Genomic DNA, 23,423 nt, shown 5'->3' with positions numbered 1-23,423 from the left:
ACTAGCACAGCTAGTGGTTTTCGTAAGATAAAGAAAAATCTCTTCCTGCTGCTGCAAGAAAAGATTTTTTAGATTAAGCATCTTGTTCGGTTGTTAAGATAGCGAGTGTTTCAATCAAGTTATCGGCATTAACTTCAATAGTATCACCAGTTGCCTTGATTTTAACTTCGACAATACCCTCGCTGGCTTTTTTACCAACTGTCACACGGATTGGAAGTCCGATAAGGTCACTGTCTGAGAATTTAGAACCAACACGCTCATTACGATCATCTGTCAAGACATCATAACCTTCAGCCATAAGAGCAGCTTCCAAACGTTCTGTCAAAGCATTGGCTTCCTCATCCTTAGTGTTAACTGTAATCAAGTGAACATCATATGGAGCCAATTCTTTAGGGAAGTTAATTCCCCATGCATAGCGGTATTGACCTTTTGGTGTCTTGTTAACAAAGAGACGTGCATGTTGTTCGATCACAGCTGACAAGATACGGCTAACACCGATACCGTAACATCCCATAATGATTGGAACAGCACGGCCATTTTCATCAAGAACATTAGCCCCCATACTTTCAGAGTAACGTGTCCCAAGTTTAAAGATATGACCAATCTCGATACCACGCGCAAACTGAAGGACACCTTGACCATCTGGTGAAATTTCACCCTCTTTAACTTCACGAATATCCACGTATTCTGCCTTGAAGTCACGCTCTGGGTTAACCCCTGTCAAGTGGTAACCATCTTCATTGGCTCCAACAACCGCATTAGCCACGTCTTGAACCTTACGGTCCGCAACGATACGAACATTTTCAGGAAGGTTAACTGGACCAAGAGAACCGAAGTTAGCGCCAAAGACTTGACGTGCTTCATCTTCTGTAGCTGGTTCAAGGAAATCAGCAGCAAGGTAGTTTTTCAACTTCACATCGTTAACCTGATCATTACCGACAAGAAGAGCCACCACTGGTTCATCATCTGCAATGAAAAGCAAAGTCTTGATGGTTTGTTCTTCTGGAACATTCAAGAAAGCAGCAACTTCATCAATTGACTTGCAATCTGGTGTTTCAACACGAGTCACTTCTTCTTGAGTCACAACCTTAGTCGCTGGTGTGTAAGCGTTTGTTGCCATCTCAAGGTTAGCTGCATAGCTTGACTCTGTAGAGTAGGCAATTGTGTCTTCACCAGATACCAACCATGATGTCAATTCTTTCTTGATTTCTTCCATGACATCTTCTGGGATCTCATCCAATGAAGCAATTGACTTGTCAAGAACTACCCAACGGTTGAGATCTGTACGCTCAGGAGTGACCGCCATGAATTCTTGAGAATCCTTACCACCCATGGCGCCACCATCACCGATGATACCCTTAAATTCAAGGCCAGCACGTGTAAAGATAGCCTCATAAGCTTTACGGTAGTCTTCATAGGTTACATCCAAATCTTCATAGTTTTGGTGGAAACTATAGGCATCCTTCATGATAAATTCACGTGTACGAAGAAGACCATTACGAGGACGTTTTTCATCACGGTATTTTGATTGGATTTGGTAGAGATTAAGTGGCAATTGTTTGTATGATTTAACCGCATCACGAACCAAGGCTGTAAACGTTTCTTCGTGAGTTGGACCGAGGATAAAGTCAGATTTATCACGGTTTTTAAGTTTATAAAGGTCTTCACCGTAAGTTTCATAACGGCCTGACTCACGCCACAAATCTGCTGTCAAAAGCGCTGGCGCCAACATTTCAACCGCACCGATTTTTTCAAACTCCTCACGCATGATGGTTTTGAATTTCTCGATAGCACGATTTGCCAATGGCATATAAGCATAAATACCAGCAGAAACCTGACGCACGTAACCCGCACGTACCATAAGGGCATGACTGATAACTTGAGCATCACTTGGCATTTCACGAAGTGTTGGAATCAACATTTTACTTTGTTTCATCATTTACATACTAAGGAGGCTGGCCCTTGGCTCAAGTCCCTTAGACTTCCTTTCGTTTCTTTGTTTCTAATTAAAAGAAAGCACGCATAATATCATTCCAAGTGACTGCAATCATAAGAACAACCATGATAGCAACACCTGCAAGTGTAATATAGCTTTCAATTTCTTGATTAAGTGGTTTACGACGAATGGCTTCAATAATATTCATAACAATTTTTCCACCGTCAAGGGCTGGAATTGGGATAAGATTGAAAATTCCCAGGTTAATTGAGAGCATCCCCATAAGGTTAAGAATGGAAATCAAGCCATTTTCTGAAGCCTGGGCAGACATCTGGAACATAGCAACCGGTCCACCAAGTTTATTCAAACTAAAGTTGGTGATAAGCCCTTTAAGTGCTACGAGAATTTTGAAGGCCCCTTCCCAAGCCATTTGGAAACCACCAAAAATCTTATCTTTAAGACCTGTTTTTAAAGCAGGAGAAATACCCAAAAAGTAGCTACCTTGGTTCTCCTGAGGTTTAACAGAGATTGTTTCTTCCTGACCGTTACTTCTCTTAACTGTCACAGAAAGGCTGTCACCTTTGGAGAATTTTTGGGTATTCTCTGTCAATGCTTCCTTCAAGCTGTCCCAATCAGTAACCTTGTCCTTATTGATAGCCTCGATGGCATCACCATTTTTCAAGCCTGCCACCTGAGCAGCGCCTCCATCGGCTACCTGGATACGGTTGGTCGATATATCTTGAACACCACCCTGAACAAAGGCTAAGATAATAAAGACAAGCACCCCAAGAATGAAGTTATTCATAGGACCAGCAAAGTTGGTAATTAAACGTCCCCAAATGCTTGCATTTTGATATTGGACATCCTTAGGAGCGATACGAAGTTCTGTACCATCCTCCTCAACGATAGTGGCATCATGATCAACCTCATAGGTCTTGGTCTCATCTAGGACTAGACCTGTAATGGTTAACTTATCCTCCAAATCATAGGCAGTGACGTTCATAGGTAAAGCCGTCTGATCAATCTGGCGATCCGAAAGGTTGATACGTCTTACCTTACCATCTGATCCAATCGTTAGACTGGCAGGGCTACCTGTTTTAATCTCAGTTGTATCTTCACCCCAACCAGCCATACGGACATAACCACCCAAAGGGAGGATACGGATAGTATAAACGGTACCATCCTTACCTGTATGTGCAAAAATTTTCGGTCCCATACCAATGGCAAATTCACGAACCAAAATCCCTGAGCGTTTGGCGAAAAAGAAATGACCAAACTCATGGAAGACGACAATCACACAGAAAATCAGTAAAAAGGTAATAATAGCTTTCATCTAGACACCTCCACTCTTAAAAAAGTCCTAGGAAGTGCATGATTGGGAAAACGAAGATCCAGCTATCACAACGGTCCAAAATACCACCATGCCCAGGAATAAGATTGCCTGAGTCTTTAACGCCAAAGTGACGTTTAATAGCTGATTCAACCAAATCACCAAATTGACCAAAGATACTAAAGAGAATCGTACAGATAAGCAACCAGAAGAAGTTATGAGGGGCATAAACGCTGTGGTTAATCAAACCAAAGATAAGAGCTACAATGATTGCGGATAAGATACCTCCGACACTGCCTTCAATAGTCTTATTTGGTGATACTTTTGGCAATAGCTTATTCTGACCAAATTGACGACCAAAGAGGTAAGCTCCAATATCTGTTGCCCAAACAATAAAAAGGGCAAAGAGAACTTTTTCCCAACTATCCAAACGTGCCGCAATGAGATTTTGGAAACCAAAACCAACATAAAAGGCAGATGCGATTGGATAAGCTGCATCATCAAAAGAATAATGGTCGCTATTAAGGACTGTCCCTGCTAGAATCAAAAATGAAATAACAGCGAAACCTGTCACACTAGCATTTGTTGGAAGACTGATAAAATACTGATCAATCGGCACAGCCAAGATAAAGGCTGCCACCATTGATAAAATACCCTCGATAGAGAAAATCTCCAAGTGCTTCATACGAAGCATCTCAGACACTGCAACCATGGCCATAGCTCCAACCAAAAGTTGGAAAGGAAGACCACCGATAAAGAGCAATGGGAGGAAAATGGCTGCTGCCACACCCCCACCAATTAAACGTTCTTGCATGAGAGGTCCTTTCTAGACACCACCGAAGCGACGGTGACGTTTATTGTAGTCAGAGATGGCTTGACGTAGCCCTTGCTGGTCAAAGTCTGGCCAGAAAACATCTGTGAAGTAAAACTCACTATAGGCAGATTGCCAAGGCAAGAAGTTACTTAGACGAAGCTCGCCACTCGTACGGATAATCAAATCTGGATCACGGTAGAGGTAAGGCAATTTATCCGTCATCAAATGCTTAGCAATGAGATCTTCATCAATAGCTTCAGGACTGAGTTTGCCTGCTTCAACCTCTTTAGCAATCGCTTGAACTGCAGATACAATCTCCGCACGACCACCATAGTTCAGTGCAAAGTTGAGAACCAAACCGGAATTATGTTTTGTCTGCTCAACTGCCTTTTCAAGAGCATCTAAGGTTTCCTTAGGCAGACGACTGTTATCTCCGATTGTCAAAATACGAACATTATTTTTGTCTAATTCTGGTACATACTTGTTAAAAAATTCAACTGGCAAATTCATGATGAATTTCACTTCATCTTGTGGGCGTGACCAGTTTTCAGTTGAGAAGGCATATACTGTCAATACCTTAACTCCAAGTTGTGACGCTTCGATAGTTACCTTTTGCAAGGCGTCCATCCCAGCCTTATGCCCCATCACACGTGGTTGTAGACGTTTTTTAGCCCAACGGCCATTTCCATCCATAATAATACCGATATGGTTGGGAATATTGTCTAGAACCTCTTGATGAGATTTTTTTCTAAATTTAAACATGGAATATCCTCTAAATATAGTTTACCCTTTATTTTACCACATTTTCAGGGGTTCTGAACAGCTTTTAATACCGATAAGATTAGAAAACGCAAAAAGACCAGGATTTAACCTAGTCTCAAATACACATCTTACTTTTCATCAGCAGACTCAATTGCTGAATCTTCTTCGATAATTGTCTTTTCAGTTGTTTCTGCTGTTTCTGTAGTTGGTGCTGGTGTGATTACTTTCATTATTGAACGACTCAAATCAAAGGTCAAGAAGACACCTTCTGCATCCAAAACGATACGGTTATTCTCTTTGTCAATCTCATCAACAATAGCAATCAAACCACCGATTGTTTCAACCTCAGCACCCTTAGCAAGACCTGCAAAACGATCTTCCTGTGCCTTTGCTTGGCGACGACGGCTGAAAGCCACATAAGCAACAATTGCGACCACATAAATGGCCAAAACTAGCATCATATTCATATTTCGTATTCCTCCAATAATTCACTTGGCTACTACTATATCAGATTAAGGCAGGACAAGCAAGACAAATCCTTAGACAGACCACATAAAAACACTTTCCTTATGACGGAAAGTGCTGAATGAGATTACATATCTGCTACGTTGTGATATACCTTTTGAACATCATCGTCTGCTTCAAGCGCATCAATAAGTCCTTCGAAAACTTCAAGGTCTTCACCTTCAAGAGTAACCTCAGTTTGTGGAATCATTTCAAGTTCAGTTACTTGGAACTCTTCTTGTCCGTTAGCACGGAGAGCTTCCAAAGCTTTGTGAAGAGCTGTTGGCTCAGTATAAACAGTGATAGTACCATCTTCTGCTTCCACATCTTCAACTTCTACATCTGCTTCAAGCAATTGTTCAAAGATAGCATCTGCATCTTCACCTGCAAATACGATAACACCTTTTTTATCAAACATGTATGAAACAGAACCTGAAGCACCCATGTTACCACCGTTTTTACCAAAGGCAGTACGTACGTTAGCAGCTGTACGGTTAACGTTTGAAGTCAAAGTATCTACGATAATCATAGAACCATTTGGTCCAAAACCTTCATAACGTCCTTCAACGAAAGTTTCATCAGTGTTACCTTTAGCCTTATCAATGGCCTTATCAATAACGTGTTTTGGCACTTGCGCTTGTTTAGCACGCTCCAAAACAAATTTCAAAGCTGAGTTTGATTCTGGATCTGGTTCACCTTGTTTAGCAGCCACATAAATTTCGACACCAAACTTAGCGTAAACCTTAGAGTTTGCACCATCTTTAGCAGTTTTCTTAGCAACGATATTAGCCCATTTACGTCCCATGGGATTCACCTCTTCTAAGAGATTTGTATCTCTGATTTGTTTTTTCTTTTTTTGAAAATAGCAAAGCTTGCTAAATTCACAATCCCTTACATTATAGCACTTTGACTGCCGTTAGTAAAATTGAAATAAATCCTAAACATTTATCATATGAAACATTTACTCAGTGGCCTCTCCCAAACGAATAATCTTATCAAAATATGCTTCATTTTCCTTTATAAGATGGTGGGTAACCGTGATATAAGTGATATTGGGATTGCTTAATAATAGGTGCTCAATACGAGTAGCGTTATTATGGTCAAGATTGGCAGTTGCTTCATCAAAAATCACAACAGAACTTCCTTTTAAAAACGCTCTTATCAGGCCTATTCTTTGTTTTTGACCCTCCGAAAAGCTACCGTCGCTTACTTGCTCATCTATACGGTTTAAGAAAGATAAAAGATTAACTCTTTCAAGAACTTTCTTGATTTGTGTATCAGTAATAGCTTCATTCCAAAGGGTTAAATTGTTCCTCAAGGTATCATTATAGATATGAGTTTGACTCCCAACATAGGCACATTCAGACACGATTGAGTTCTCATCAATCTCTTTTGACTCCAATTTTCCAAACAAGATTTTTCCCTCGTAATCTTTAAGATTGCCTAGGAATATATTAAGCAGGGTTGACTTCCCACTACCTGAGCATCCAGTAATAGCATACTTGCCTCCTTTTTTAAAGGTTTGGGTGAATCCCTCAAAAATAGCCTTATCTCCAAAATGATAACTTACATTCTCAAAACGAACATCCTGAATAGTCGCTATGCAAGTCTTTGGACCCTCTGGAAAATCGTGAAATTTTTTTAAGATAGGATCGACAGACTTAATGGTCACTTGCAGCTGATTAATAGTGGATAGAGAGTTAAAAATATTACCTGATATCTGTCCTACCGAGGCAATGGTTCCAACAGTAATATTTCCAAAAATAATTAACAAACCAGTTAGAAGAAGTATCAACATCTGGGCGATAACTGAAAATAAAGCCATCAGTGTCTCAGTGCTAGTCTTTCTTTTTGTAAAAATAATTTTTTGTACAATATATTTCTCAACAATGGACCTCACTTGTCTAAGAAATATCTGTTTACGACTAGCGTAATAAACATCCGCATATCCATATAACTGATCGCTTATTCCAGAAACAAGCTCCTCATTCGCTTTGGAAAATATCTCCATTGATTTCTGCATTTTATTGGTAAATGGTTTGGGAAGATAAGTCAGACATAAAGTTAAAAAAATGGCTAACAGAACAATTCTTACATCATAACTTAATAAGGCAATAATTGAAAACAAAGTTGTGAATACTGTTGAACAAAGGGTATAAATACTTGTAAAGCCATTTGATTCAATCAATTGGATATCATTATTTAATACTGAGAGATGCTCTCCAATATCAGTCTTTCTGAATTCACTAAAAGAATGGTGAATAATTTTACTAAGATAAGACTGACGAATAGACAAAGTCATTTTTTGGATTAATTTTGTTTGATGTACAGCAATAATGTAATTCAAAACTAAATAAATAACGTAAAGCCCCACCTCTAGACCTAATAGAGCTAAAAAAGATTGGATTCGCTTCGATACCAGCTGATTCGTCATTAAAGCTAAGGTTACCGAGGCACTTACAAAAATAGCAGCATTCAGTGCTAACAGTAAGATATGAACTAAATTGTCATACTTGTATTTAAGAATATAGGTTCTCATAGATTTCCTCACAATCTAAATCACCTTGGTATATAATCAGTTGGATAAATTGAAGACATTGGAATACCATATATCCATTGAAAATTAAAAACCATAGTGATGTCATACTATGGTCTTAGTTTATTCTATTTTTTAACTCACTCTATAAAATTGTCATATAGTGGAATTTAACAACTCTTGATACTCTGATTCCTTAGCAAGCAATAACTTTTCCGCACCTAAAGTCCTAAGAGTTTCTAAGCACCCCTCAATTAGATTTCTCCCTTCAGCAACTTCGCCCGACTTTATCAAGTAAGACCCCATCACAAATATCAACTCATGTCTTTCATATAAGAGGACCTCAGGAATTCCACTATCATTGACTAAATCTAAATAGTATTTCGCTGAATCTAGTTCATCACGTCGTAAAAATTCATAAGCTGCATTAATAAGAAGACTAATTCGGATTCTTTGATTTGAGTCGCTATTTCCAAAAAGTCTAGTTTTATACACAATCTCCTTGGTCAAAACATTAAGTGTCTGGGTGGAAATAAACGACATACTATTTCCTAATATGATTAACTCTCTTTTTCCCCATTGTTCAATGCTAAAAAGATAGTCTGTTAATTCCCTTACCTTATTTTCATCAACCTCTTTATTTGAAACACTTGCCAAAAAAGATTCTAGCATAATACTGTTATAGAGAAATGATTTGTCTTGTGTAACCTCAAATTTACGACGCTCTTCTCCAGCGTACTTCTGTAACGATAAACTATCGTTTTGATAATAAGCCTTACTAGCACTTTCTAATAACTTTTCAGTATGAGTTGGATTATCTTGAGATAAAATACCATAGAACTCTTCAATACTGACATCCAATTTATCTAACAAAAGAAAAAATCTAGATAATGAGATATCAGATTCTCCACGTTCAAATTTTGATAGGAAAGATACTGATAAATAATCACTAGCAAGCTCTTTCAATGTCAAATTCTTTGATAAACGAATTTTTTTCAACAAAGCACCCATTTCCACAGGTCCAATCATGATTCATCCTCCTATGCTTGAACTAATTATAACAACAATCATTTCTAAATTAAAGAGCCACAAAACCCAACTAGCCAGTCCAAAATATTTAAAATAAAAATTCGTAAATTAACCTACAAGAAATCATTAATGGAGAGTTTTAGCCTACAAATGAATAAAAAAAGACCAGCCAAAGCTGATCTTATCTGAGAATTACAAGCGAGCGTTAAGTTCTGCTCCAAGTTCTTCAAATCCTGGTTTACCAAGAAGGGCGAACATGTTTTTCTTGTATGCTTCTACACCTGGTTGATCGAATGGGTTGATAGCATTCAAGTAACCTGAAAGGGCGATAGCAATTTCAAAGAAGTAGATGATGTAACCCAATGTAAAGGCATCTTGTTCAGGAAGAGTGATGAACATGTTTGGCACATCACCATCTGTGTGTGCAAGAAGAACACCGTCTGTTGCTTTTTTGTTAACAAAGTCAACATCTTTACCTTGGAGGTAACCAAGTCCATCAAGATCTTCTTCCAATTCAGGGATAATCACGTTCTTACGTGGTTTTTCCACACGAACAACTGTCTCAAAGAGGTTACGTGTACCTTCTTGGATAAATTGTCCAAGAGAGTGCAAGTCTGTTGAGAAGTTTGCTGATGTTGGGTAGATACCTTTTTGGTCTTTACCTTCAGATTCACCAGCCAATTGTTTCCACCATTCTGAGAAGTATTGAAGTGATGGTTCGTAGTTTGCCAAGATTTCAGTTGTGTAACCTTTACGGTAAAGGATATTACGAAGTGCAGCGTATTGGTAAGCTTCATTTTCAGAGATTTTAGATGAAGAGTACTCTTTACGTGCAGCGTTAGCACCTTCCATAAGGGCTTTGATATCAGCACCTGAAGCTGCGATTGGCAAGAGACCTACAGCTGTCAATACTGAGAAACGTCCACCGATGTCATCTGGAACAACGAAAGTTTCCCAACCGTTAGCATCTGCTTCAACTTTAACTGCACCTTTTTGGCGGTCAGTTGTTGCGTAAATACGTTTGTTTGCTTCTTCTTGACCGTATTTCTTAACAAGGAGTTCCTTGAAAACACGGAAAGCGATAGCTGGTTCAGTTGTTGTACCTGATTTAGAGATAACGTTAACTGAGAAGTCTTTATCTTCAACATACTCAAGCAAGTCTGCAAGATATGTTGATGAAATTGAGTTACCAGCGTAAACGATTTGTGGTGCTTTGCGTTCTTCTTTTGTTTGAAGGTTAGCAAAGTGATGATTCAAGAAGTCAATGGCTGCTTTGGCACCAAGGTAAGAACCACCGATACCGATAACAACCAAAACATCGCTTTCTTCTTTGATTTTTTCAGCAGCTTTTAAGATACGATCAAATTCTTCACGATCGTAGTTTTCTGGAAGGTCACGCCATCCAAGGAAGTCTGCCCCTGGGCCAGTTCCTTTGCGAATCATTTCGTCTGCTACTGTTACTTGTGCTTGAAGGTTGTCCACTTCGTGTGGTGCTACAAATTTATCCAAAACTTTTGAATAATCAAATGTAATATGAGCCATTAGTCTCTCCTTATAAAAATTCAATTATAGCTTCTAGTTTACTCTTTTATTTGTCTTTTGACAATGTTTTTTACCCTTATTAGGTCATAATAGGATACAGTTCTACTTAAATGTTAATTCTGCTTCAAGACCGTAGTGGTCACTTACCAAAGGTTGATTATTGCCATCAAAAATCACACTAAGGCGCTCTACTGTCCAATCTTGGCTAGCAAAGACATAATCGATACGTAAAGGCTCTTCATTGCCCTTCCAGCCATCGATACCTGGTTCAACTGTATAGCTACCAGTTGTTTCTTTAGCTACTTCAAAACTATCTTGAAGATTGAGCGAGCTAGCCAAGATGGCTTGATGCCCTTCGCGACCTGCTGGGTTATTAAAGTCACCTGCTAGGATGAGCGGTTTCCCAATAGCTTTGAAACGTTCCTCAATACGTGCCCACTCTTCTTGGAAACCTTTGTCCCACCATGAAAGGTGAACACTAGCAACAGCAACTTCTCGGCCATCTACAGTAGTTTCAGCAACTGCTACACGGCGTGTATGGTAGTCAGTTGGATCATCAACATCTGAAACCAAGATTTCACTCGCTGTCAATGGTTGACGTGACAAGACGGCAACCCCCTCATTAAGGTGATCATAACCAATGTGATTATAGGCCCAAGTCCAATGGTATTGAAGACCTTCTTCAGCCAACTTTTCCACAAGAAGACGGACAAAGTGATCTTGGTGGATAGGTGTTGCTGATGGAAGTGCATGATAGTAAGCATCCGTGTCAACAACAGAAGTCTCTATTTCTTGGTTAACTTCCTGGAAGCAAATAATATCATACTGAGCCTTTAGGATCTGTTCCTTTAAGGTTTGGAATTTTCCTTCTGCATCTTCTTCCATCCAACTGTGAGTATTTAAAGTTAGAAATTTCATAAGTTTATCCCTCTTCTGACTTGCATCTAGAAATGACATAGGGTCATTTACAAACAAAACAGCCCAAGGGCTGTCTGCTTGTTTATCGTTTAGCAAATTAAAGTTCTACTTTTGCAACTGGAGCGTTAGCAGCCAATTTACCTGTATGTTCTACTTTAACTGATTTGATTGCATCTGCATTTGTAAAGACAACAACTGTAGATGTTTCACGACCTGCTTCACGGATAGCATCAAGGTTTGCTTCAACCAAGAGGTCACCTGCAGCAACTGTTTGACCTTCAGTAACTTTAACGTCGAATGGTTTACCTTCAAGACTAACAGTGTCAAGTCCGATGTGAACCAAAACTTCAAGACCATTATCTGTTACCAAACCAAGAGCGTGTTTAGTTGGGAAGATGCTTGTCACTTTACCAGCTACTGGTGAAACGATTTTACCGTTTTCTGGTTCTACAGCGAAGCCATCACCCATCATTTTTTGTGAGAATACTGGGTCTTTAACATCTTCGATGTTGATAACTTGACCATCAGCAACTGAATGCACTTCGTCAGTCACGCCTTTGAAGTTAGCTTCTGCTTTTTGAACAGCAGTCATTTGACTTGGAAGTGTTTCAGGAATAACTTCACCTGAATCAAGAACGTCTTGGATATCAGATTTCAATACGTCTGCTTTAGGACCATAGATCGCTTGAACCCCTTGTCCTTTCATGACAAGACCCATAGCTCCTTCAGCTTTCCATTGTTCTTCAGTTCCGACTTTATCAGCTTCTTTAACAGTAACACGGAGACGAGTCATACATGCGTCAACGTCTACGATGTTAGCACGTCCACCAAGAAGGTTGATGATATTGATGACTTGTGAGCTTGCTGAGCTTGTTCCAGCACTTGCTGCTGCACCATCTCCTGCAGGGGCATCATCACCTTGCTCGTAGTTACCGTTACGTCCTGGTGTAGCGTAGTCAAATTTCTTAATCATGAAGTTTGCGATGAAGAACATGATAACACCAAAGAGTACAGTTACCCAAATGAAGTTAACGATATCCATCGCCAAACCAGCGTTAATAGCAAGTGGTGTACGTGTCAAGAACTCGATAGAACCGAATGAGTGAACACGAAGGTTAACGATATCAGCCATGGCAAAGGCACATCCTTGTACCAAAGCATAAACGATGTAAAGTGGAGTAGCCACGAACATGAACATGTACTCGATTGGCTCTGTTACCCCCGTCAAGAATGTTGCAAGTGCAGTTGCAGTCAACATCCCTTTGTATTGATGTTTTTTATCATCATCGACGTTACGGTAGATGGCTACTACGATACCCATCAAGATACCGAATGAACCGATCATTTGACCAACTTTAAAGCGGGCTGGTGTAACAGATTCAAGAAGGTGTTTATATTGTTCTGGGTGTGCACCTTTAAGGTTTGCAAGGTCAGTAACCCAAGCAAGCCAGAGTGGGTCTTGACCCAATACTTCAGTACCTTTAGCGGCACCAGTCAATACGTGGTAAGTACCACCCAATTGAGTGTAGTTAATTGGGATAGTCAACATGTGGTGGAGACCAAATGGCAAGAGAAGACGTTCCAAAGTACCGAACAAGAACGGTGCCAAGATTGGAGCAGTTTCTTTTGAGTTGGCAATCCACATACCAAAGCCGTTGATTCCTGATTGGATAACTGGCCATACGATAGCAAGGACGATAGCTGCGATAGCTGAACGAAGAATAACTACGAATGGTACGAAGCGTTTACCATTGAAGAATGACAAAGCTTCTGGCAATTTACGGAAGTTATAGTATTTGTTGAAGGCAGTAGCTCCGATGAAACCAGAGATGATACCTACGAACACACCCATGTTGAGGGCTGGAGCTTCCATAACACTGATGAAGTAATCAGATACCTTGATTGATTGACCAAAAATGGTGTGGACTGTAGCAGCCTTATCAGCAAGAATATCTGAAGTAACACCAAAGATTGAACCAGTCAAACGGTTAATCAAGATAAAGGCAAGACCTGCCGCAAAGGCACCGCCTGCACGTTCCTTAGCCCAGCTACCACCAATGGCAAGGGCGAACAAGATGTGAAGGTTACCAATAACCCCCCAACCAATCTGCTCAAGAAATCCACCAGTAATAACGAGTGGTGCCACGTTTGGATTAATCATGGCAACTGTTTTACCGAGTGAGATCATGAGACCTGCTGCTGGCATAACTGCGATAACAACCATGAGGGCTTTACCGAATTTTTGCCAGAACTCAAAGCCAAATTTTTCTTTTAGCTTATTCATTTCATTTCCTCCTACGTTTCGATGCAAACGCTTGCATAACTTATGTATTTATTATAGCATCTTTTTATGATTTGTAAAGCGTTTTCGTAAACTTTTTTTGAATTTTTTTACAAATTTAAAAACCCCCAGAAAAACAGGGGTTACTTGATTATTTTTAAGCCATCAGAACCATCAAAATTGGGATAACAACCATGGTTGCAAGGGTAGTCTCAGTAACCATAACAGCTGCGTAATCACTATCAGCTCCATAGAGTTTGGCAACTACTGGAGCATTGGTCATGACAGGCATGGCAGACTGGATGATAAAAACTTGTTTCATCAAAGTTGGGAGAGGTGCCCAGTAAACAATGGCAGCCATCAAAAGAGGGGCAACTACAAAGCGTCCCAACAAAATCAATACCTGGTCCTTTTTAAGAACCAACTGCTTGACACCTGCATTGGATACTGACAAACCGATGAAAATCATAGATAAAGGAGTCGTCAAACTACCCAAATACTGCAAGTCACTGGCTAAAAAAGTTGGTAATTTAATATGAAGGATAACAATAATAAGACCTAACATGAAGCCCATTAGAGGGGGTGAGAAGATCTTTTTCAGACTTGTTTTTAAATCAAATTCTGCCTCTCCTTCTCCATCCCGCTGAATAAGGTAAGTTCCCAAGGTCCAGAAAAAGGTCGTATTGCACATATAATAGATAAGAACATAGGGAATACTAGCATCGCCAAAGAGGGCTTGATTGATAGGGAGCCCCACAAAAATGGTGTTTGAATTAAAAAACATGGAGATAAAGAGACCACGACGCTCCTTTTTCACTGCAAAAATACTAGCCACCGCTGTCGCAATCCCAAGTAAAATCACCATGGACAGTGCAGGAAAACGCAACTCTGGCAACATCTTGAGCAGGTCTGTCGCTGTGAAACGCTGTGTGATTGTATAGAGCATATAACAAGGCAAGGCAATTTGAGTGACTAGCTTCGCTATAAGACCACGTGACTTGTCGTCAAACCAGCCTTTTTCGCCCATAACGAATCCCACTAAAATCATACCCAAGATGACTAGTATTCCCGATATACTCGTTAAAAAGATTTCCATGTTTTCTCCTTTTTTGTTACTGTTGCAAATAATAGTGGACACCAGAAAAATCTAATCATTTTTCTGCCTAGAAATCTACCATTCTTATTTCAACTTCTCTCAAAAACCACTTTAGTATATCACAAAAAGAGCTTGATTTCTCAAGCACTTTTCTTCTATTATTTATTCTGCTTTTAAGAGAGGTTCAAAGATGGATACCAGACCAAAGAAGGCGATGAAGATAAGGGTAATAGTTGCACTAGCTGGTGTTTCCCAGTAATAGGAAATAAAAATACCAGAGAGCATGCCAACCAAACCAATACCAATAGCCCAAAAAATGACAGATTTAAAGGTTTGACCTATTTTCATACCAATAGCTGCAGGAAGAATCATGATGGTAGAAACCAAAAGTGATCCTGCTGCTGGAATCATCAGGGCAATCGCTATCCCTGTCACAATATTGAAGAGGAGGGACATAAGACGAACTGGCAAGCCATCCACATGAGCGGTATCCTCGTCAAAGGTTAAAAGATACATAGGACGAATAAAGAGTAGGGTCAAGACCAGTACAATGGCCGCAATAACAAAGAGGGCACGCACCTGCTCAGCGCTAATCGTGATGATAGAACCAAAAAGATAGCTATCCAGACTCATGCTACTGCTACCCGCCTTGTTACTAAGAATAAGAGCCACTGCCAATCCCATTGACATAAGGATAGCCGTCGAAATCTCCATATAATGCTTGTAACTAACCCTGAGATATTCTAAAACCAAAGCAGCAATAACCACAACCACAAGGGTCATCCAAGTGGTTGATAGTCCCAAGAAAATCCCAACAGCCACCCCAGCTAGGGACACGTGACTTAAGGTATCGCTCATCAGACTCTGACGACGAAGAATTAAGAAAAGCCCCAAAATTGGCGAAAAGATACTGATAGCAATCACGGCGAGAATAGCACGTTGCATAAAATCATAGGCTAATAATTCACTAATCATGTTTGTGCTCCTCTCCATCCTTTTCATGGACATTGAAACAACGCCAAGGCAATTTCTGGTTACGAACCAGATGAATATTACGGTCGGTGTACTCCTTGACTTCCTCTGGGTCGTGGGTAATCATCAAGACAGACTTGCCATGCTTGTGAGCCGAGTGGTGCATGAGTTCATAGAAAGTATTGGCTGTTCCTGCATCCATACCCGTCGTTGGCTCATCCAAGACAAAGATATCTGGATCTGAGGCAAAAATACGAGCAATAACGGCACGTTGCTTTTGCCCACCTGAGAGACGACCAATTTGCTTGTGACGATTTTCCCACATACCTACAGACTCAAGGGCACGTTGAACGTGCTCCAAGTCGTGCTTAGTCAAACGACGGAACCAGCCCTTACGAGGATAACGGCCAGACTTCACAAACTCGTAGACCGTGCTCGGAAAACCTGCATTAAAGCTGGCAATCTGCTGTGGAAGATAGGCCATGCGAAGCTTTTTACCATCTTTATTGGTTTCAGAGATGGTTACAGTTCCCTTCTTAGGCTTGAGAATTCCTAGGGTAGCCTTAATAAGCGTTGACTTGGCAGCTCCATTTTCCCCAGTCAGGGTTACAAACTCCCCAGAATCCAAATGATAGTGAATATTGTCCAGAACGGGCTCCGCATCATACTGGAAGCTCAGTCCTTCAACTGTAATATAGCGCATCTTATTCCTCGATTTTTTCTGCTAATGTTGTCAAGAAACGTCCAATAACCTGACGCTCTTGATTATCAAACTGATCCAATACAGACCGATAAACCCCCAAGGTCTCTTGGTGGTGTTCCTCATGCTCTTGGGCTATGGGTTGAGCTTCTTGTGTCAAGACAAAGTAGGTCACACGCCCATCATCCTTATCTTTCTTAGCCTCCAACATGCCCTCTTTGACCAAGGTTTTAACTGCCTTGGTAACAGCAGCCTGGCTAACATTGAGGGTCTTAGCCAACTCAGAATTGGTCTTTCGTCCCTCAGACAAAAGCATGAGAATATGCTCCTGAGTATTAGTCAACTTAACCTGACTACGGCACTGACCAATGAGGAGCTCATGCTGATTTTCAGCCTTAAGCAAAATCTGATTAATCAATTGATTTACTTGTTCTTCTAGTTCTAGCATTGCTTTCTCCATTTACTTAACCAGTTAATTATATCGAAAACACAGAAGTTTTGCAAGGGTGGAGCAAGAAAAAGATTAGCGACGGGCTATCATCACTATCAAGGAAGAATAAGGGTAAAATAAAAACCTAACCAAGCTGGTTAAGTTTTCATCAGATATAGATTTATCGCAAAGTTGCAAAGATTTCTTCGACCTGAGCCACAGACTCGGCACGTGAGACTTCGCCACGAACCTTGGCTGCTCCCGCTGTTCCACGAAGATAGTGTGGTGCAAGACCACGGAATTCACGAACAGCAATCTTTTCACCTTTAAGATCTACCAAACGTTTGAGGTGGTCTTCAGCGATGTCCAATTTCTTATCAAATGGAAGCTCTGGCAACTCCTCTCCCGTTTCAAAGAAGTGGTTGATTTGCGTGAAAATGTAAGGATTGTTCATAGCTGCACGTCCCACCATAACCGCATCTACACCAAGTTCCTCAATCATGAGTTTCGCATCTTGAACGCTACGAACATCACCATTTCCGATAAATGGAATCTTAGTGATAGCCTTAGCAACACGGGCCAACGTCTCGTGGTCACAGTGACCTGTGTACATCTGCTCACGAGTACGGCCGTGCATAGCAAGGGCAGAAACACCTGCAGACTCAGCTGCAAGAGCATTTTCCACAGCCAAATCACTGTCTGACCAACCTGTACGCATCTTAACAGTCAAAGGAATATCAAGTACTGATGTTACTTCCTTGACGATGTGGTAAATCTTGTCTGGATCCTTGAGCCACTTGGCACCCGCTTCATTTTTAACGACCTTATTGACTGGACAACCCATGTTGATATCAACAATATCAGCCTTGGTATTGGTCTGGATAAAGTCGGCTGCACGCTTCAAGCCCTCAGCATCACCACCGAAAAGCTGGATAGACATTGGATGCTCATTTTCATCGATATGAAGCATATGAAGGGTTTTCTCATTATTGTAGAGGAGCCCTTTTTCAGAGATCATCTCCATAACCACGAGACCTGCACCAAATTCCTTGGCAATAGTACGGAAAGCCGAGTTGGTCACACCTGCCATAGGAGCTAATACTGTACGATGAGGAATCTCCACGTTTCCAATCATGAAGGACGAATTAAGTTTAGTCATTGATGAGTTCCTCCAAGTCAGCTTCTGAAAATTCATACTTGGTTTGGCAGAATTGACAGACGATTTCAGCCCCATGATCCTCGTCTTTCATGGCTTGAAGTTCATCCTTACCAAGCGTCAAGAGGGCATTTTCAAAACGTTCGCGTGAACAATCACACTCAAAGCTAAGCTCCTCTTCAGACAAACGTTTAAAAGGTTCATCCCCATAAATGGCATTCAAGAGAGCTTCGATATGGTCATCAGACTCCAAAAGCGTTGAAATGGCTGGCATCTCTTGGATGCGTTTTTCGTAACGAGCGATTTCTTCTTCGCTAGCTCCTGGTAAAACCTGAAGCATGAAACCACCAGCAACCTTAACCTTGTCCTCTTCATCAAGAAGTACATTAAGACCAACAGCAGATGGCGTTTGCTCAGATTCTGTCAAATAGTAGGCAAAGTCTTCACCGATTTCACCAGAAATAAGTGGTGTTGATGACGTGTAAGGATTACCGGTTCCATAATCGATGATTGAGACAAACTGTCCTTGCCCCATGAAAGGACCCACTAAAACTTCACCAGTCGCTGTTTTCTTGATATCCACACCTGGATTTTGGATGTAGCCCTTAACATGTCCTTTGGTATCAGCTACAGAGATGATATGCCCAAAAGAGCTATTTCCGATAACCTTAACCGTAATTTTGCTTTCACCTTTTTGGTTAGCAGCCAAGATTTGGTTGGCAATAAGGGTACGCCCCAAAGCAACTGTCGATGATGATAGAGTATTGTGTTTTTCTTGTGCGGTTCTAACAGTTTCTGTGCTATCAAGAACATAAGCACGGAAAGAACCTGATTCTGAAATTGTTTTAATTAATTTATCCATAGTGATTCTATTATAACACAAAAAAGAGGGTGGAAAAATCGTAAACGCTCGGCGTTTCTCTTCCACACTCTCTACCAAATTACCATGAAAATTCGGATAGTTTTTCCCTCAAACTTGTTATTTTTCTATCATCAAAATGGTGTTTTTGCCTTATTACAGGTGGCAAATTCTCCAAATACTCAATATAGACGCTGACAAGGAGATTATAGTCATTAGTTGTCAAACGCTTGAGTTGACTATGAATGAAGGTAGTTGCCTGATCATACTGTTCATGGATCAACAAGTCGTCAATATAGTCATTACCATCAATAGTGTGACCTTGCTCGTCCTCCACCTGATCTAAATCAATATCTAAAGTCTCAAACTTAAAAGCCTTACTGACCACATTAGCTGTCCCTCGAATTTGATTGAGTAGCCAGTCACTGTTATACACTCCCATATTAGTCCCCTCCATTACTTGCTATTCAAATCTATTATATCTTTTTAAATATGTGTTGTAAACGCTTTCTTGCTCTAACAAATAAAAAGGAGGTGACTAAAAATCACCACCTTTTTACAGTCTAATTTAGGCTTCTTCTTTATAATTTTTAGCCTCTGCTTCTGTAGCATAAACAAAATGTCCTGGTCGGATTTCATACATTTGTCTCTTTTCCCCATCATTTTCAATAGAGGAATCATAAATCAAATGTTGACGTTTACGCTCTCTTTCTGGGTCTGGTTCTGGAATGGCAGACAATAAACTCTTTGTATAAGGATGGATCGGATTATGGTAAATCTCATCTGCTGGTCCTACCTCAAGAAGTTTACCCCAATGCATTACACCAATACGATCGGATATATATTTAACCATTGACAAGTCATGTGCAATAAACAAATAAGTTAACCCCTGTTCGTGTTGTAACTTTTGCATCAAATTAACTACTTGTGCTTGAATAGAAACATCTAAAGCAGAGATAGGTTCGTCTGCTACAATAAAATGAGGATTGACCGCTAAAGCACGCGCAATACCAATTCTTTGACGCTGACCACCAGAAAATTCATGAGGATATCTTGATAAGTGATCTTCATTTAATCCCACCAAATTAATAAGTTCTTTAACCTTGGCTTCACGTTCTTCCTTGGATTTAGCCAATTTATGAATATCAATCCCCTCAGCAATAATATCACGAATCTTCATTCGTCCATTAAGACTAGCTTGAGGATCTTGAAAAATCATCTGAGCTGTCTTACGGAAATCATGAAGGTCTTTCCCTTTTAAACTTGATATATCATTACCAGCAAAGGTAACAGTACCCGAATCAATATCATAAAGCTTTAGAATAGAACGCCCAATGGTCGTTTTACCTGAACCAGATTCTCCAACTAGGCCGAAAATTTCGCCCTCATAGATATCAAAGCTAACGTCATCAATGGCCTTAACTTCGTTTGATTTTCCTTTATTAAAAGTTAGAGACACATTTTTTAATTCTACTAACTTCTTACGTTCTTGTGTCATCTTATTTCTCCTTCATCTTTGACCATTTTTCCCATCGTTTCAATATTGGTGAAGGAGGGGTTACTTTAGGAGCTCGTTCATCTAAGAGCCATGTTGCTGCAAAATGCGTATCTGATACTTTAAACATTGGCGGTTCTTCCTGATAATCAATATCTAAAGCAAAGGCATTTCGAGCAGCAAAGGCATCTCCTTTAGGAGGATAAAGTAAGTCTGGGGGAGTTCCTGGAATAGCTTCTAGACTACCAGATTCTGTTTCTGTTGTAGGCATTGAGTTAAGAAGCCCCCACGTGTATGGGTGTTTCGGATTGTAGAAAACCTCATCCACAGTACCATATTCCACAATTTTACCGGCATACATTACCGCTACACGATCAGCCATACCAGCGACAACGCCCAAGTCATGAGTAATAAAAATAATAGATGAATTACGCTCTTCTTGAATTTTTTTCATAAGATGAAGAATTTGTGCTTGAATCGTTACATCTAAGGCTGTCGTAGGCTCATCAGCAATCAAAATTTCAGGATCTGCCGCTAGAGCAATGGCAATTACTGCTCTTTGACGCATTCCTCCTGACCATTGATGAGGATAATCATTTATATGTTCTTCAGCATTAGGTATACCAACATCTTTCATTAATTGTAAAGCCATTTCTAAGGCTTCCTTCTGAGATACCTTGGCATGAAGCATGATAGGCTCAGCAATTTGGTGTCCAATTTTCATAGTAGGGTCAAGGCTGGTCATAGGATCCTGAAAAATCATAGCAATATCATTTCCACGAACTTCAACCCAATCTTGCTCCTTCAAGGTTTGCATATTGCGTCCCTTAAAGGTAATTTCTCCAATTACCTCAGCATTTTTATCTGATAGCCCCATTAGTGTCCTTGTCGTTACAGATTTTCCTGAACCAGACTCACCAACAATCGCTAATGTTTCACCTTTTTTTAAGTCAAAATTAACATCACGAATCGCTTTTACTTCTCCAGCGTAAGTATGAAAATTAACATGGAGATTTTTTACACTTAAAATCGTTTCTTTCGTCATTATTACGCTCCTATTAGTTTTCTTTGTTAGATTTAGGGTCAAATGCATCACGCAAGCCGTCCCCTAAAAGAATGAAGGCAAGAGAGATAAAAACAAGAGCCAAAGCAGGAATAACCACCTGATAAGGGTAGTATTGGAGATTTTCAGACGCATCTGTAATCAACGAACCTAAAGAAGCTGTTGGTGGCTTAACCCCCAAATTGATAGCTGACAGAACTGCTTCATACATAATAGCACTTGGAACTGTCATCATAATTTGAACAATAATGATACCTGAGATATTTGGTAAAACATGTTTAAAAGCTATCTTAAATTTGTTTTCACCCAAAGCGCGTGAGGCTAAAACAAATTCACGTTCTCGATAAGATAAAGTTAAATTGCGTACTTGACGTGCCATAGATGTCCATCCGACAATGGCAATGGATATAATGATTGACATTACACCATTACCCAAGAGAAGTCCTAACATAGTTACTATGACCAAATTAGGGATAGATGAGATGACCTCAATAACACGTTGCATGAAGAGGTCAATTTTCCCACCCAAGAACCCTGACACCAGACCATAGGTCACTCCAATAATCAAATCAATCAAGGTCGCAACAATGGCAATCAAGAGAGAGATACGTATACCAACAATCACACGTTTCGCTAAGCTACGTCCTAGATTATCAGTTCCTAAAATAAATTTATCACCTTTTGGAACAGATTGGTCAGAATACACATCATTAGGTTCCGTATTGCCTGAAAACACGATACTACCATTCCAGAATGGTAAACTATCTGATATTTTTGGGGGTAAATTACGATATGTCTTAACTTCATCACCATTAAAACTATTAGCATCCTTGGCTTTAACAAAGAAATTTGATCCAATTGAAAAGACCAACAGAATCGCTAAAAACCAAAGTGATATGGTCGCCAATTTATTTTTTTTCAGACGTCTCCAAGCATCTTGCGTAAAAGAGAGAGTCGGTTTTTCAATTTTTTCTTGTGATTCAGTATTTCCAGCACCAACAAGTTTGAATAGTTGTTTTTCTTCCATGATACTCTCCTTACTTCAGACGGACACGTGGATCCACAAAACTAGTAATGATATCTGTCAATAGGATAGCTACCATAAGCATAACGGCATAAACAATAGTGGTTCCCATAATGACAGGATAATCTTTTGTTGGAATAGAGGTAACAAACTGTTGGCCAATCCCAGGAATTGAGAAAATCTGCTCTATGAGTGCTGAACCTGTTAGGATATTAGCTGCCATTGGACCGATTAAGGTAAGAACAGGAATCATTGAATTGCGATAAGCATGTCTATTACTAATTTGACGAGCTGTTAAGCCCTTGGCCCTAGCTAGTTGAATAAAATCAGTATTCATGGTTTCAATCATTTCACTACGGAAAAAACGGGTAACTTGAGCAAATACTGGAATAGCCAGAGCTAAAGTAGGTAAAATAGTTTGGCTAAATGAACCCCATCCAGATAAAGGAAGAACTCCCCACTTAAATCCGAGATAATCCAAAAGTAAAAGACCAATAATGAATGAAGGTACTGAAATACCGAGTGTTGATAGCACGCTCAAGATATTATCAATCCAATTATTTTTATTACGCGCTGACACTGCTCCTACAAAAAGACCAGCTAACACCCCAACAACAAGGGCTTGAATACCCAGTTGCGCTGAAACTGCCAAACGCTGACTAATCATCATGCTAACAGGCTGATTAGCAGACTGATAGCTTGTTCCTAAATCACCGTGCAGTACATTCCAAAGATATTGCAAATACTGTTGCCATACAGGCTTATCTAACCCATATTGCTTATTCATAACCGCAATCATATCATTCGTTAATTTGGGATTATTGAATGGTGACCCCGGCATAACCTGCATTAGGAAGAAAGATAGAGTGACAACCACCCATAAGGTAACTAGCAAAATAGCTATCCTTTTCAATAAATATTTCGTCATAAAATTTCCTTTATCTAACAACGAAAGAAGCTGGGACTAAAGCCGCCA

Annotated in this window: 22 protein-coding genes; all 22 read right to left on the bottom strand. The window is 40.0% G+C overall.

Features of this window, described 5'->3' with window-relative positions; translation table 11 throughout:
* Window positions 1-73: 73 nt before the first annotated feature.
* Window positions 74-1,936 carry a proline--tRNA ligase gene (locus tag HMPREF2877_RS09125; protein ID WP_141751054.1) on the bottom strand — a complete coding sequence of 621 codons (1,863 nt, stop codon included), beginning with the start codon at window positions 1,934-1,936 and terminating at the stop codon, window positions 74-76.
* Window positions 1,937-2,006: 70 nt separating this feature from the next.
* The gene (gene rseP / locus HMPREF2877_RS09120; protein WP_070579709.1) at window positions 2,007-3,269 is read right to left on the bottom strand and encodes an RIP metalloprotease RseP; all 1,263 of its coding nucleotides are present in this window, start codon (window positions 3,267-3,269) and stop codon (window positions 2,007-2,009) included.
* Between the two features lie 16 nt (window positions 3,270-3,285).
* Window positions 3,286-4,080, bottom strand: coding sequence for a phosphatidate cytidylyltransferase (locus tag HMPREF2877_RS09115; RefSeq protein ID WP_070579707.1), 795 nt, complete (start codon window positions 4,078-4,080; stop codon window positions 3,286-3,288).
* 12 nt (window positions 4,081-4,092) lie between these two features.
* Window positions 4,093-4,842, bottom strand: coding sequence for an isoprenyl transferase (locus tag HMPREF2877_RS09110; RefSeq protein ID WP_002886457.1), 750 nt, complete (start codon window positions 4,840-4,842; stop codon window positions 4,093-4,095).
* A gap of 128 nt (window positions 4,843-4,970) precedes the next feature.
* Window positions 4,971-5,309, bottom strand: coding sequence for a preprotein translocase subunit YajC (locus tag HMPREF2877_RS09105; RefSeq protein WP_038675213.1), 339 nt, complete (start codon window positions 5,307-5,309; stop codon window positions 4,971-4,973).
* A 125-nt stretch (window positions 5,310-5,434) separates the two neighbouring features.
* Window positions 5,435-6,151 carry a YebC/PmpR family DNA-binding transcriptional regulator gene (locus HMPREF2877_RS09100; RefSeq protein ID WP_014633650.1) on the bottom strand — a complete coding sequence of 239 codons (717 nt, stop codon included), beginning with the start codon at window positions 6,149-6,151 and terminating at the stop codon, window positions 5,435-5,437.
* A gap of 156 nt (window positions 6,152-6,307) precedes the next feature.
* Window positions 6,308-7,885 (bottom strand): ATP-binding cassette domain-containing protein, encoded by a 1,578-nt coding sequence (locus tag HMPREF2877_RS09095; RefSeq protein WP_014633651.1) that lies wholly within the window; start codon window positions 7,883-7,885, stop codon window positions 6,308-6,310.
* A 153-nt stretch (window positions 7,886-8,038) separates the two neighbouring features.
* Window positions 8,039-8,911 (bottom strand): helix-turn-helix domain-containing protein, encoded by an 873-nt coding sequence (locus HMPREF2877_RS09090; protein WP_014633652.1) that lies wholly within the window; start codon window positions 8,909-8,911, stop codon window positions 8,039-8,041.
* Between the two features lie 192 nt (window positions 8,912-9,103).
* Window positions 9,104-10,453 carry a glucose-6-phosphate isomerase gene (locus HMPREF2877_RS09085; RefSeq protein ID WP_070579704.1) on the bottom strand — a complete coding sequence of 450 codons (1,350 nt, stop codon included), beginning with the start codon at window positions 10,451-10,453 and terminating at the stop codon, window positions 9,104-9,106.
* A gap of 102 nt (window positions 10,454-10,555) precedes the next feature.
* Window positions 10,556-11,371 (bottom strand): endonuclease/exonuclease/phosphatase family protein, encoded by an 816-nt coding sequence (locus HMPREF2877_RS09080; RefSeq protein ID WP_070579712.1) that lies wholly within the window; start codon window positions 11,369-11,371, stop codon window positions 10,556-10,558.
* A 97-nt stretch (window positions 11,372-11,468) separates the two neighbouring features.
* On the bottom strand, window positions 11,469-13,655 hold the full coding sequence (locus tag HMPREF2877_RS09075; protein WP_070579702.1) for a PTS transporter subunit IIBC: 2,187 nt from the start codon (window positions 13,653-13,655) through the stop codon (window positions 11,469-11,471).
* Between the two features lie 154 nt (window positions 13,656-13,809).
* The gene (locus tag HMPREF2877_RS09070; RefSeq protein WP_049545629.1) at window positions 13,810-14,748 is read right to left on the bottom strand and encodes an AEC family transporter; all 939 of its coding nucleotides are present in this window, start codon (window positions 14,746-14,748) and stop codon (window positions 13,810-13,812) included.
* 162 nt (window positions 14,749-14,910) lie between these two features.
* Complete coding sequence (locus HMPREF2877_RS09065; protein ID WP_013989982.1) at window positions 14,911-15,723, bottom strand: metal ABC transporter permease; 813 nt, start codon at window positions 15,721-15,723, stop codon at window positions 14,911-14,913.
* Window positions 15,716-16,423: a metal ABC transporter ATP-binding protein gene (locus HMPREF2877_RS09060; RefSeq protein ID WP_013989981.1), complete on the bottom strand. Its 708-nt coding sequence runs from the start codon at window positions 16,421-16,423 to the stop codon at window positions 15,716-15,718. Before HMPREF2877_RS09060 ends, HMPREF2877_RS09065 begins: the two co-directional genes overlap by 8 nt.
* A gap of 1 nt (window position 16,424) precedes the next feature.
* Complete coding sequence (locus HMPREF2877_RS09055) at window positions 16,425-16,868, bottom strand: zinc-dependent MarR family transcriptional regulator (protein WP_022496535.1); 444 nt, start codon at window positions 16,866-16,868, stop codon at window positions 16,425-16,427.
* Window positions 16,869-17,031: 163 nt separating this feature from the next.
* Window positions 17,032-18,009: a tRNA dihydrouridine synthase DusB gene (gene dusB, locus HMPREF2877_RS09050; protein ID WP_002883588.1), complete on the bottom strand. Its 978-nt coding sequence runs from the start codon at window positions 18,007-18,009 to the stop codon at window positions 17,032-17,034.
* Window positions 18,002-18,868 (bottom strand): Hsp33 family molecular chaperone HslO, encoded by an 867-nt coding sequence (hslO, locus tag HMPREF2877_RS09045; protein WP_002883609.1) that lies wholly within the window; start codon window positions 18,866-18,868, stop codon window positions 18,002-18,004. The genes dusB and hslO overlap by 8 nt, the downstream gene beginning before the upstream one ends.
* Before the next feature lie 79 nt (window positions 18,869-18,947).
* Window positions 18,948-19,307: a hypothetical protein gene (locus tag HMPREF2877_RS09040; RefSeq protein ID WP_070579699.1), complete on the bottom strand. Its 360-nt coding sequence runs from the start codon at window positions 19,305-19,307 to the stop codon at window positions 18,948-18,950.
* Between the two features lie 126 nt (window positions 19,308-19,433).
* Window positions 19,434-20,363: an ABC transporter ATP-binding protein gene (locus HMPREF2877_RS09035; RefSeq protein WP_045771698.1), complete on the bottom strand. Its 930-nt coding sequence runs from the start codon at window positions 20,361-20,363 to the stop codon at window positions 19,434-19,436.
* 1 nt (window position 20,364) lies between these two features.
* Complete coding sequence (locus HMPREF2877_RS09030) at window positions 20,365-21,405, bottom strand: ABC transporter ATP-binding protein (protein ID WP_014633662.1); 1,041 nt, start codon at window positions 21,403-21,405, stop codon at window positions 20,365-20,367.
* Between the two features lie 13 nt (window positions 21,406-21,418).
* Complete coding sequence (locus tag HMPREF2877_RS09025) at window positions 21,419-22,450, bottom strand: ABC transporter permease (RefSeq protein WP_155213976.1); 1,032 nt, start codon at window positions 22,448-22,450, stop codon at window positions 21,419-21,421.
* A gap of 10 nt (window positions 22,451-22,460) precedes the next feature.
* A complete protein-coding gene (locus tag HMPREF2877_RS09020; RefSeq protein ID WP_045001977.1) occupies window positions 22,461-23,375 on the bottom strand; it encodes an ABC transporter permease in 915 nt (304 codons plus the stop codon).
* Window positions 23,376-23,423: the final 48 nt, after the last annotated feature.

Source organism: Streptococcus sp. HMSC072D03, from assembly GCF_001812855.1.
In the GTDB taxonomy this organism is placed as follows: domain Bacteria; phylum Bacillota; class Bacilli; order Lactobacillales; family Streptococcaceae; genus Streptococcus; species Streptococcus salivarius_D.
Note: the sequence above shows the minus strand (reverse complement) of the source record. Positions and strands in the feature narration are given on the sequence as shown.

What these genes read in the sequence shown, in the direction of transcription:
- HMPREF2877_RS09125 (WP_141751054.1), bottom strand. Translation starts at nt 1,936, where the DNA reads ATGAAACAAAGTAAAATGTTGATTCCAACACTTCGTGAAATGCCAAGT.
- rseP (WP_070579709.1), bottom strand. Translation starts at nt 3,269, where the DNA reads ATGAAAGCTATTATTACCTTTTTACTGATTTTCTGTGTGATTGTCGTC.
- HMPREF2877_RS09115 (WP_070579707.1), bottom strand. Translation starts at nt 4,080, where the DNA reads ATGCAAGAACGTTTAATTGGTGGGGGTGTGGCAGCAGCCATTTTCCTC.
- HMPREF2877_RS09110 (WP_002886457.1), bottom strand. Translation starts at nt 4,842, where the DNA reads ATGTTTAAATTTAGAAAAAAATCTCATCAAGAGGTTCTAGACAATATT.
- HMPREF2877_RS09105 (WP_038675213.1), bottom strand. Translation starts at nt 5,309, where the DNA reads ATGAATATGATGCTAGTTTTGGCCATTTATGTGGTCGCAATTGTTGCT.
- HMPREF2877_RS09100 (WP_014633650.1), bottom strand. Translation starts at nt 6,151, where the DNA reads ATGGGACGTAAATGGGCTAATATCGTTGCTAAGAAAACTGCTAAAGAT.
- HMPREF2877_RS09095 (WP_014633651.1), bottom strand. Translation starts at nt 7,885, where the DNA reads ATGAGAACCTATATTCTTAAATACAAGTATGACAATTTAGTTCATATC.
- HMPREF2877_RS09090 (WP_014633652.1), bottom strand. Translation starts at nt 8,911, where the DNA reads ATGATTGGACCTGTGGAAATGGGTGCTTTGTTGAAAAAAATTCGTTTA.
- HMPREF2877_RS09085 (WP_070579704.1), bottom strand. Translation starts at nt 10,453, where the DNA reads ATGGCTCATATTACATTTGATTATTCAAAAGTTTTGGATAAATTTGTA.
- HMPREF2877_RS09080 (WP_070579712.1), bottom strand. Translation starts at nt 11,371, where the DNA reads ATGAAATTTCTAACTTTAAATACTCACAGTTGGATGGAAGAAGATGCA.
- HMPREF2877_RS09075 (WP_070579702.1), bottom strand. Translation starts at nt 13,655, where the DNA reads ATGAATAAGCTAAAAGAAAAATTTGGCTTTGAGTTCTGGCAAAAATTC.
- HMPREF2877_RS09070 (WP_049545629.1), bottom strand. Translation starts at nt 14,748, where the DNA reads ATGGAAATCTTTTTAACGAGTATATCGGGAATACTAGTCATCTTGGGT.
- HMPREF2877_RS09065 (WP_013989982.1), bottom strand. Translation starts at nt 15,723, where the DNA reads ATGATTAGTGAATTATTAGCCTATGATTTTATGCAACGTGCTATTCTC.
- HMPREF2877_RS09060 (WP_013989981.1), bottom strand. Translation starts at nt 16,423, where the DNA reads ATGCGCTATATTACAGTTGAAGGACTGAGCTTCCAGTATGATGCGGAG.
- HMPREF2877_RS09055 (WP_022496535.1), bottom strand. Translation starts at nt 16,868, where the DNA reads ATGCTAGAACTAGAAGAACAAGTAAATCAATTGATTAATCAGATTTTG.
- dusB (WP_002883588.1), bottom strand. Translation starts at nt 18,009, where the DNA reads ATGACTAAACTTAATTCGTCCTTCATGATTGGAAACGTGGAGATTCCT.
- hslO (WP_002883609.1), bottom strand. Translation starts at nt 18,868, where the DNA reads ATGGATAAATTAATTAAAACAATTTCAGAATCAGGTTCTTTCCGTGCT.
- HMPREF2877_RS09040 (WP_070579699.1), bottom strand. Translation starts at nt 19,307, where the DNA reads ATGGGAGTGTATAACAGTGACTGGCTACTCAATCAAATTCGAGGGACA.
- HMPREF2877_RS09035 (WP_045771698.1), bottom strand. Translation starts at nt 20,363, where the DNA reads ATGACACAAGAACGTAAGAAGTTAGTAGAATTAAAAAATGTGTCTCTA.
- HMPREF2877_RS09030 (WP_014633662.1), bottom strand. Translation starts at nt 21,405, where the DNA reads ATGACGAAAGAAACGATTTTAAGTGTAAAAAATCTCCATGTTAATTTT.
- HMPREF2877_RS09025 (WP_155213976.1), bottom strand. Translation starts at nt 22,450, where the DNA reads ATGGAAGAAAAACAACTATTCAAACTTGTTGGTGCTGGAAATACTGAA.
- HMPREF2877_RS09020 (WP_045001977.1), bottom strand. Translation starts at nt 23,375, where the DNA reads ATGACGAAATATTTATTGAAAAGGATAGCTATTTTGCTAGTTACCTTA.